Here is a 10,857-nt window from a genome sequence, read left to right as displayed (position 1 = left end):
CCAGATATATAAAACCGGCTGATGGCAAATATTTTACTGGTAATCAAGGGGGCGGCACGCAAAAATCGCCCCCTGCACCAAGGTTGCCTGGATATAGGCACCACCATAATGGTCTGTTGCTTTCATGCCCGGCCCCGGAACCTGGCATCCACGTCCCGACAACAAGGACACCGCATTTCGCCATGCTTAAAGTCAAGAATCAGCGTGATATTATCGACCGTCGCAAAGTTTTCACCGAACTTGGCAATATTGGCAAAGAGGGTGATTTAAAACCCCTCAAGCAGCGTGCAGCGGTGTTGCGCTGTCTGAAAGACACGCTGCAACACGGACGGGCCGAAATCCGCGCGCGATTTGAAGCCAGCAATTCCGGCCATGATGCGGTTTTTTCCTACAGCTTCCTGATCGACCAGATCGTGCGGCTGATCCATGATTATGCGGTCGAATTTGTTTATCCGCTGCATAACCCGACCAAGGAACAGCGCATGGCGGTGGTCGCGGTGGGGGGATATGGCCGGGGGGATATGGCACCGCATTCGGATGTCGATATTCTGTTTCTGTTTCCCTACAAACAGACCGCGCACGGCGAACAGGTTGTGGAGTATGTCCTTTATATGCTGTGGGATCTGGGCCTGAAGGTGGGGCATGCCACCCGCTCGGTCGAGGATTGCCTGCGCATGGCGCGCCAGGATATCACCATTCGCACCAACCTTTTGGAAAGCCGGTTTGTCTGGGGTGACGAGAACATTTATGACCAGTTTCGCACCCGGTTCATGGATGAACTGGTCAAGGGCAGCGGCCTGGAATTTATTGAAGCCAAACTCAATGAACGCGACGAACGCCATATCCGTATGGGCGATTCGCGCTATGTTGTCGAACCCAACGTCAAGGATGGCAAAGGCGGCCTGCGCGATTTGCACACCCTGTTCTGGATTGGCAAATATCTGTACCGTGTGAACACACCGATGGAACTGGTCGATCAGCGGGTTCTGACCAAAAAGGAAGCCCAGGGCTTTTTGAAAGCGCAGAATTTTTTATGGTCAGTGCGCTGCTGGCTGCATTACCTGTCTGACCGGCCCGAAGACCGCCTGACATTTGACATGCAGCGCGAAATCGCCACCCGCCTTGGCTATACCGACCATGCCGGAACCATTGGCGTTGAACGCTTCATGAAGCACTATTACCTGATGGTCAAACATGTGGGCAATCTGACGCGCATTTTCTGTGCCGCCCTTGAGGAACGCCATCAGCGCCGCCCGCTAATCCGCTTTCCGGCCCGTTTTTTTGGCAACAAGGAAATTGACGGCTTTCAGTTGCGCAATGACCGGCTGGCCGTTGAAAGCCGTGATGTGTTTCGCGACGACCCGATCCAGATGCTGCGCCTGTTTTTGGTCGCCCATCAGAACGGCGTTGGCATTCACCCCGAAAGCCTGCGCTGGGTGACGCAAAACCTGCAACTGATTGATCAGAATTTGCAAAAGGATCCGGCGGCAAACGCCATTTTCCTGCAAATCCTGACCCATAAAATCACCCCGGACATTCCGCTGCGCAAAATGAACGAAGCCGGTGTTCTGGGGCGCTTTGTGCCCGATTTTGGCCGTGTCGTGGCCCAGATGCAATATGACATGTACCACACCTACACCGTGGACGAGCACACCATCCGCGCCATCGGCATTCTTAACCAAATCGAATGTGGCGACCTTGCTGACGAGGTTCCGGTGGCAACATCGGTGATCCACAAGGTCATATCGCGTCAGGTTTTATATGTGGCCGTGTTGCTCCATGACATTGCCAAGGGGCGTGGTGGCGACCATTCCGAACTGGGGGCTGAAGTCGCCGAAAGGCTTTGCCCGCGCCTGGGATTAAGCCCGGCTGATACCGAAACGGTGGCCTGGCTGGTCAAGGCGCATTTATGGATGAGTGCCACCGCCTTCAAACGCGACCTCAATGACCCGACCACCATTCGTGCCTTTGCCGATCTGGTGCAGTCGCAGGAGCGTTTGCGCCTGCTGTTATGCCTGACGGTGGCCGATATTCGGGCTGTTGGCCCCAATATCTGGAATGGCTGGAAGGCATCGCTTCTGCGCGAGCTTTATTACGCCACCGATGATTTGCTGTCGGGTGGTTTGAATGCGGATAACCGCGATTCCCGCGTGGCCCGTGCCCAGCAAAAAGTGCGCGAGGCCCTGACCGGCTGGAGCGAGCAGGATATCGAAGATTTCATCGCGCGCGGTTATCCATCCTATTGGCTGAGTTTTGATACCGAAACCCAGTTGCGCCATGCCGAACTGACCCGGAATGCCAAAAAATCCGGAGCGGACATTACCATTGATACCCGCATTGAAACCGACATGGATGCCACCGAAATCACGGTGCACACCACCGACCATCCTGGCCTGTTTTCACAAATTGCCGGGGGCATGGCGGTATGTGGTGCCAGCATTGTCGATGCCAAAATCCTGACACTCAGCGACGGCATGGCCCTTGATACCTTCTGGATTCAGGATGCCAATGGCGAGGCGTTTAATGACAAGGGGCGGCTCAACAAACTGCGTAAAACCCTGGAAGAAGTCATTTCCGGACAATTGCGCCCCAGCGGGGAAATCAAAAAACGCCAGGTGGTGGATAACAAGGCCCGCACCGCGGTGTTCCGGGTGGAACCCAATGTGATTATCGACAACAAGGCCAGCCGCACCCACACCGTGATCGAAGTCAACGCACGGGATCGCCAGGGCCTGCTTTATGACATCACCCGCGTTTTGCGCGATCTGTCTTTGCAAATTGCGTCGGCGCGCATTTCCACCTTTGGTGAACGCGCGGTGGACGTTTTTTATGTGAAGGATGTTTTCGGCCTGAAAATTGATAGCCGGACAAAATTTGTCCAGATCAAGGAAAGCCTGATTGATGTTTTAAGCAAACATGACCCGCGTTAAGGCCGGTCAATTATCCCGGCCAAAACCAATTCCCTGATCATGTGACGAGAGCGAGGATATCTCCACCAGCCCTGTCGGTCTGTTTGACCGGATCGGCCTTACTCTTGGCCTGACAGGATGGGGGATCCTTTTTATGCTCTCGTCCGTCAAATTCCAGAAGCTCGTGTCCCAACAAAAACTGGAGACACCAAAATGAACCAAATCACCGCCACAAGCCTGTGACAGCCATCACAAAGCATAAATAATTTGTGAGGTCACAGGCTCGAAACGGGCAAAAATTACCGTTTCTTTCACCTTCCACTGGCACTCTCGCGGCCAAAGTGCGGAAATTTCGGATCAGATAGGCCATGTCACTTGTTCGCTCGATTGCCACTGTCAGTGGTTTTACCCTGCTGTCACGGTTGCTGGGATTTGCCCGCGATATTCTGATTGCCGCTATGCTGGGCGCAGGCGGCATGGCGGACGCTTTTTTTGTCGCCTTCAAATTTCCCAATCTGTTCCGCCGTCTGTTTGGCGAAGGGGCCTTTTCGGTGGCCTTCATTCCATTGCTCGCCGGTGACATTGAAAAACGCGGGATCGAGGAAGCACGCGATTTTGCCGCCAATGCCTTATCAATCCTGGTGGTGATTACCGGGTTTCTGGTCGCCCTTATCGAAATTATCATGCCCTGGGCGATGCTGGTTTTTGCCCCCGGTTTTTCCGAAAACCCGGAAAAATTCGCGCTGGCCATCGAACTCTCGCGCATTACATTCCCCTATCTGGCCTTTATTTCGGCGGTTGCGCTGATGTCGGGCATTTTAAATACCCTGCACCGTTATGCTGCCGCCGCTGCCGCCCCGGTGGTTTTGAACATTTTCATGATCGGGGCTTTGCTGGGTTTAACCCCCGTGACCGAAACCCCGTCCCATGCCCTGGCCTGGGGGGTATTGCTGGCCGGAATTGGCCAATTTGTCTGGCTGGTGATTGCGTGTAAACGGGCCGGATTTGCCATCCGCTGGCAATTGCCGCGCATTGACGACAAGGTCAAACTGCTGGGCAAACGCATGATCCCGGGCATGATCGGGGTGGGCGTTTATCAGCTTAACCTGCTGGTCGATACCATGCTGGCCTCGATGGTGTCCGACGGGGCGGTTTCCTGGCTTTATTATGCCGACCGGGTGCATCAACTCCCTCTGGGGGTCATTGGTATTGCCATTGGTACGGCCATGCTGCCCACACTTTCGCGCCAGTTACAGGGCAAAGACCCGTCTGTTGCGATGTATAGCCAAAATCGCGGCATTGAAATCGCCCTGCTCCTCACCCTGCCTGCTGCCATCGCGCTCGCGGTTATGGGAACCCCGATCATTAACGTGCTGTTTCAGCGCGGGGCCTTTAGCGCAACCGAAACCAGTGCCACGGGCATGGCGCTGACGATTTTTGCCTGCGGGCTTCCGGCATCGGTGTTGGTCAAGGTGCTGGCTCCTGGTTTCTTTGCCCGGGAAGATACCAAAACCCCCATTCGGATCGGCATTATCTGCATGTTGCTCAATATCGGCATGATTGTTGTTCTGATGCCGTTTTTCGGTCATCTGGGCATTGCAGCGGCAACGGCGGTGTCGTCCTGGATCAATGCCCTGTCGCTGGCGACAATTTTGCGCAAACGCAACCATTTAACGCTGGATGACCGGCTGAAACGCCGGGTGCCGCGCATCCTGCTGTCATCCCTCCTGATGGGGCTGGTTCTGTGGGCGGCGATCGTCTTTTTCTGGAATGCCGGTTACGATGCCATCCTGCGGGCGGCCATCATGGCCGGGATCGTGATCACCGGCATGGTTGTGTATGCCGTGATTGCCCAGTTAAGCGGTGCCACCAGCTTTCGCGAACTTAAATCAACCCTGAAGCGCGGCAACCCGGCATAATAACAGTGCCGGGACCACAGGCATGGCGTGATCGCGGCTAATTTGCCCGATATACGACAAGCTGCTTGACCTGTTCGCCTTCGGGGGCTTAACTCCGCGCGTCTGTTCGTATGCTCGTCCGCCGGCGGGTGTCCACAACCTGGCGGAGCATGCGGATTTTTTGTGAACAATCCTGAAATGGACGATACACATGCAACGTGTTTTCTCGGGCGCACAGCCCACCGGCAATCTTCATCTTGGCAATTATCTTGGCGCAATCCGCAATTGGGTTGCCCTGCAGAACGACTTTGAGTGCATCTATTGCGTCGTCGATCTTCATGCCATCACCGTCTGGCAGGAACCAGGTGAACTGCGCGCCAATATTCGTGAACTGGCGGCCAGTATGATTGCGTCGGGCATTGATCCGGAAAAACACATTCTGTTTAACCAGAGCCAGGTTTCCGCCCATGCCGAACTGGCCTGGATTTTCAATTGTGTCGCGCGCATCGGCTGGCTCAACCGCATGACCCAGTTCAAGGAAAAGGCGGGTAAGCATCGCGAAAATGCTTCTCTTGGTCTTTATGCCTATCCCAGCCTGATGGCAGCCGACATTCTGGCCTATAAGGCGACCCATGTGCCGGTTGGCGAAGACCAGAAACAGCATCTTGAACTGACCCGCGATATTGCGACGAAATTCAACAATGACTTCAGCGCGGAAGATTTCTTCCCCCTGCCCGAGCCGCTTATTCTTGGCCCGGCAACCCGTGTGATGTCATTGCGTGACGGGTCCAAGAAAATGTCAAAGTCCGATAGCTCGGACATGGCACGCATCAACATGACCGACGATGCCGATACCCTGGCTAAGAAAATCCGCAAGGCCAAAACCGATGCCGAACCGCTGCCTTCCGAGGCAGACGGCCTTGAAGGCCGCCCGGAAGCCCGCAACCTTGTCACCATTTATGCGGCCCTGATGGATAAACCGGTCGCGGACGTTCTGGCCGAGCATGGCGGTACCCAGTTTTCGGGTTTCAAGCAGGCCCTGACCGATGTGGTGGTTGATAAACTGGCCCCGATTACCGAAGAAATGGCCCGTTTGAAAAATGACCCGTCCTATATCGATGCGGTTTTGGCAAAAGGGGCGGAGCGCGCCGATGCCATCGCCCAGCCGATCCTGCGTGAGGTGAAGGAAGTGGTCGGCTTCCTGAACCGCTAAAATTCAATCTTCTGGCAAAAGGCCCGGCTTCACACGAAACCGGGCCTTTGTCATGCCAGGAAAAAATGCCGGGATATCAAATCGACCCATGACTCTGCTGGCGTTTTTGCATCGCCTGGTATTTCTGCAAACCATCCATCATAGTCTGGCTAAACCATGCCCCCACCGGGGCCTGACCAGCATCATGCTGCTCGGCCTCGCGTAACAGCGGATGCTCCTCGGCCGTGGCAACATTTTTTGATGCCGCATTGTCAGAGGCAAGATCCTGCTGAGCCCGATCAGCCCCCTTACGGTTTTCCGCACTGGCAGAAACTCGGTTATGGCTAGTTGCCTTATGGGACGATGTGCTGGTGTCACCCCCCGTGCTAGCCGGTGCCAGGCCCAGGGCCGAATTAAACCGTGCCGCCATTTCTGCGGGCGAAAGAGCCGGACCAGACTGAAAATCATCGCGCATTGCAGCATCCGTCATCAGGGCCGGATTCATGGTTTCGGTTTCGGCGCTGCCCTGTCGAGAACGCGCCCTGATCAATTCACCCTGCACATCACCGCCAAAAGACGGACCCGATACACGCCCGTTATGTTCCGCCCGCTGCCAGACGGTTGCGCCCTTGGCATAATTGACATGAACAGTGCCAGCCGACCGCGACGACACCGTTCCTGTTTCACGCTGCGCTGTCAAACGCGAGGCATAATCGCTATGCCCGGCGCGGGCCAGGGTTACGGCAAGTTCTGCCGGGTCGGCATTTTGAGCCGCGCGCACCGCACCTTTTTCAAACGGATTTTCAGGCTGGGGGGGCTCCTGCCCGTCTGGCTGTACAACGGACGAAGGCGCGTAGGCAGACCGGGTGGTCGCCATACCGGCTGCAGATTGGGCAATATTTTCCGCCACACTGTCACCGCTGGCAACATCCGCAACATCCGGATCAAACGGCAGGGAGGATGCCGCTGAGGGTGCCGCTGCCCCTGCACTTTGCGCCGTTGCCTGATCCCCGGCCATCACCGATGCCAGTGATGTATCGCCCGCTGACCACGGCAAAACCAGCCCGTTATCAGGGCTACCACCCTTGGTTTTGCCCGAAGAGCCCGCATGTGCACTGTCATTTTGGGCAATTGCGGTTGCCCCGGTCGGATCGGGGGCATCATCCCCCCCTTCAAACAGGGCCAGAACATGCGCGCCGGTATCCTCGCCGGTAAAACCCTCGACAGCGGCATCAACCGCAGCACCAGCCAGACCAAAGACACCGCCAAACAGGCCGCCGCCAACAATACGGGCTCCATTGCCCATCTGGTCGCCGGTCAATTCACGATAGAGCGCGCCGACAACAGGAATATGTTGCAGCGGATTGATCACATCAATGATGTCACCAAAATCAAAGCCATCATCACCAAACAGGAAGCTGGCAAATCCCCCGGATTCGCCATTTTCTGCCACCTGCTGTGCCGGGTTGCCCGCTTTGGCTGCGCTTTGCTGCGCGCCATTTGCCGTTTGCGCCCCCGCACCGGGCGAAATTTGCCGCCAATCTGCACCTATCGACATCGCAATCCTCCTCTTGCCGATAGATATGCAATCAGGATGCCAAAATCGATCGTCACTGTTTTATCGCCAGAATGCGGTTCTTTTTTAACCCAAACAGCCCATCAGACGCCGCCAAAAAAACATCCCGGCAGAAGCTGCCGGGACAAGAAATGCGTTCCGTGCTGAAATGTCCGACAGGGCCTAAAACAAATGCCCTGCCCGGTCCTTTTTGGTTTTCAGATAAAACGCATTATGGCCGTTGGACGGAAATTTATGGGGCACCCGTTCGCTGACACGAACGCCCCAGTTTTCCAGCCCGCGCAGTTTTTCCGGGTTGTTGGTCAAAATCCGCACGGTGGAATAGCCAAGCTGGCGCAGCATTTCCGCCGCCGGACGATAAACACGTTCATCGGCATCAAAACCAAGTTCTTCATTGGCATCGAGCGTATCAAAACCACGGTCCTGAAGGGCATAGGCGCGTAATTTATTGACCAAACCAATACCGCGCCCTTCCTGGCGCAAATACAGAACAATGCCGCCTTTGCCCCCGGCTGAAATTTCGGCAATGGCCCCGCGCAATTGCGGGCCACAGTCACAGCGCAGCGATCCGATCAGATCGCCGGTAAAACATTCCGAATGCAGACGTACCAGCACCGGTTCGTCCGCGGCGGGTTCATCGATAATGATGGCAATATGTTCCTGTCCGCCATCCACCGGGCGAAACGCCACCACACGGGTATTTTCCGCATTCTCCAGCGGCACGCGGGCATCGCTAACCTGGCGCAGAGACCCGGCAGCGGCATCTTCATAGCCGTTAATGATGCCTGCCTCGAGCAACAGCAGGTTTTCGGCAGTGGCAAATTCCGCAACGCGATCCGCATCAACGGGCACCGCCACAATAGCAGGCAGCAAACGTGCCAGTTTTGCCAAGCGAATGGCGGCATCCTCGCCTGCGTCAGTCTGACGCCAGCTTGCCGAGGGTGCCTCGACCATATCCAGCAGCGGGTTTGCCCAAATACCGAATGTTGTCCCATCAACCTGATCGGCATGTGCCGGTTGAAGAGCACAAAAGCCATTGCTGGCATCGACATATCCCAGGGCGCGGGCCCGCACACGCGGCAATATCAGGGCAATATCCCGGGCATTGACGGCAATCGCACGCAAACGTGCCAGCCCGTGATCCGATAAGGGTTCGGTCGCGATGGCGGCAATTGCCGTTTTTTCGGACCGGATCAATATCATCTCGCCACGGCGCAGGTCGGCAACGGCACGGGAAACCGAAATCAGCTCGGTTGTTGAAATTTCGGTATCTGCCGAAAAGCTTTTGGACGTGGTCATCGTCATACTTAATGTTATTACCGATTTGGGGCCAACACGATCACAAGATCGCGATCAGGTCGGTATGAGGCTGGATCATTCATTCGTCAATGTCTAAAGCCAAAACAGTTTGTTCTTGAAAAAAGGACGATTTGAGTGTGAGAGTTCGCTATATTGCAAACAGGCAATGCACTCGGGTTGCCAAAAACAAGAACAGGGCCTGAATATAGACGGAATTTAGGGACCAGCAAGGGATGGCAATGACGACAGGTAAACAGGTTTTAGTGGTTGAAGATGATGCGGCGCTGAGCCAGTCACTGACCGAGCAACTCCGCCTTCATGAAGAATTTGACTGCGTGGTTGCCAATAGCGGCCAGGAAGCGCTTGAAGCCGTTAAAGACAACTATTTCGATGTCATCCTGCTTGATGTTGGTTTGCCCGATATAGACGGGCGCGATGTGTGCAAATTGATGCGCCGTGCCGGTGTCAAATCCCCTGTGATCATGCTGACCGGTGCCAATAGCGATTCTGACACGATTCTGGGTCTTGAATCCGGCGCAAATGACTATGTCACCAAACCGTTTCGCCTCAATGTGCTGCTGGCCCGTATTCGCGCCCATATTCGCCAGCATGAACAAAGCGAAGATGCCGTTTTTGCCATCGGTCCGTATAGCTTCCAGCCCAGCGCCAAAATTCTGGTTGAAACGGCAACCGACAAAAAAATCCGCCTGACGGAAAAGGAAACATCGATCCTGAAATTCCTGTTCCGTGCCGGGGATAAACCGGTTTCACGTGAAACCCTGCTTGATGAAGTTTGGGGATATAACGCTGGTGTGACAACGCATACACTTGAAACGCATGTGTATCGCCTGCGCCAGAAAATCGAAAAAGACCCCTCCAGCGCGACGATCCTGGTTACCGAACCCGGTGGCTACAAACTCGTCCCCTGAACCGGGTTTAATCCCGTTTTCCGATGATGCGCGATATTGAGCCTGCCTTGCAGGCTCAATTACTTTAAGGCGGATAAAAATCCCTATCACGCAGCTTTCCCGATCCGCTCCGATCACGATTTTTGGTTTTCCCAAAAATCTGCGTCACAGATTACCAACTTTGACGTCTCATCTGATTGGGGAAAAATCGATCTGTTCAAAAGCCAGTTTAGCCAACTGCGTGCTTAAACGCGGAAAACCCGGCAAAAAGACCTAATAACAGCAAATATTCAGGTAAAAAGGACGGAATTAGTTTGAATTTCGCCCTTTTTCAGCATCAATGGGCAAGATTATAGGCGCGATGCCCAAAAATTGCGGTTCCAACCCGAATATGCGTAGCGCCAAGGCGAATTGCACATTCGTAATCACTGCTCATGCCCATACTGCGCACCTTTAAACCATGCCGGTCTGCGATTTTTCCCAACAGGGCAAAATGGGGTGAAGGTTCTTCGTCAACTGGGGGAATGCACATCAGCCCGGTTACCGGCAATGCCAGATCATGGATACATTCACGAATAAAATCATCGGCATCGGCGGGGTCAATTCCCGCTTTTTGCGGTTCGCGACCAATATTGATCTGAATATATAATTCCGGGCACTGGCCGGTTTCATCGCGAAGGCGGGCAAAGGTTCGGGCCAGTTTGGGGCGGTCCAGTGTCTCGATGACATCAAACAGGCTCATGGCCTCGCGAGCCTTGTTGCTTTGCAACGGGCCGATCAGGTGTAGTTCGACATCAGGGAATTCCTGCTTTAACTCCGGCCATTTTTCAGACGCTTCCTGAACCCGGTTCTCGCCAAATATCCGCCGCCCAGCAACCAACGCACCCCTTACATGGGGGGCATCGTGGGTTTTGCTGACACATACCAGTGTCACGTCATCGCTTTTCCGGCCAACGGCACTGGCAGCTTCGTCAATATTTTGCTGAATGGTGGCAAGGTTGGCAACGATATCGACATCGCCTGATGAATCGTTATGATCGCTCATGTTATGCGAGATTCCGGTTCAGTGCCCAAA

General features: G+C 54.8%; 7 protein-coding genes. 4 read left to right on the top strand and 3 right to left on the bottom strand.

The window, feature by feature from the left end:
* Nucleotides 1-182 precede the first annotated feature (182 nt).
* The 3 genes from TH25_RS00970 (at nucleotide 183) to trpS (ending at nucleotide 6,020) form a co-directional block, all read left to right on the top strand.
* Nucleotides 183-2,930 carry a [protein-PII] uridylyltransferase gene (locus tag TH25_RS00970; RefSeq protein WP_114086554.1) on the top strand — a complete coding sequence of 916 codons (2,748 nt, stop codon included), beginning with the start codon at nucleotides 183-185 and terminating at the stop codon, nucleotides 2,928-2,930.
* Nucleotides 2,931-3,277: 347 nt separating this feature from the next.
* Nucleotides 3,278-4,828 (top strand): murein biosynthesis integral membrane protein MurJ, encoded by a 1,551-nt coding sequence (gene murJ, locus TH25_RS00965; protein ID WP_114086553.1) that lies wholly within the window; start codon nucleotides 3,278-3,280, stop codon nucleotides 4,826-4,828.
* A gap of 190 nt (nucleotides 4,829-5,018) precedes the next feature.
* Nucleotides 5,019-6,020, top strand: coding sequence for a tryptophan--tRNA ligase (gene trpS / locus TH25_RS00960; RefSeq protein ID WP_114086552.1), 1,002 nt, complete (start codon nucleotides 5,019-5,021; stop codon nucleotides 6,018-6,020).
* A 76-nt stretch (nucleotides 6,021-6,096) separates the two neighbouring features.
* Here the strand turns inward: trpS and TH25_RS00955 are convergent, their stop codons facing one another.
* Nucleotides 6,097-7,557 (bottom strand): hypothetical protein, encoded by a 1,461-nt coding sequence (locus tag TH25_RS00955; RefSeq protein WP_114086551.1) that lies wholly within the window; start codon nucleotides 7,555-7,557, stop codon nucleotides 6,097-6,099.
* Between the two features lie 180 nt (nucleotides 7,558-7,737).
* Nucleotides 7,738-8,874 (bottom strand): GTP cyclohydrolase II, encoded by a 1,137-nt coding sequence (gene ribA / locus TH25_RS00950; protein ID WP_114086928.1) that lies wholly within the window; start codon nucleotides 8,872-8,874, stop codon nucleotides 7,738-7,740.
* Between the two features lie 239 nt (nucleotides 8,875-9,113).
* Here ribA and TH25_RS00945 point away from each other — a divergent pair, with 239 nt between their 5' ends.
* Nucleotides 9,114-9,803: a response regulator transcription factor gene (locus TH25_RS00945; protein WP_101265272.1), complete on the top strand. Its 690-nt coding sequence runs from the start codon at nucleotides 9,114-9,116 to the stop codon at nucleotides 9,801-9,803.
* Between the two features lie 316 nt (nucleotides 9,804-10,119).
* Here the strand turns inward: TH25_RS00945 and TH25_RS00940 are convergent, their stop codons facing one another.
* The gene (locus TH25_RS00940; protein ID WP_114086550.1) at nucleotides 10,120-10,827 is read right to left on the bottom strand and encodes a YggS family pyridoxal phosphate-dependent enzyme; all 708 of its coding nucleotides are present in this window, start codon (nucleotides 10,825-10,827) and stop codon (nucleotides 10,120-10,122) included.
* Nucleotides 10,828-10,857 lie beyond the last annotated feature (30 nt).

The organism is Thalassospira profundimaris (genome assembly GCF_003326755.1).
GTDB lineage: Bacteria > Pseudomonadota > Alphaproteobacteria > Rhodospirillales > Thalassospiraceae > Thalassospira > Thalassospira profundimaris_B.
This window is presented reverse-complemented; position numbering and strand designations above follow the sequence as displayed.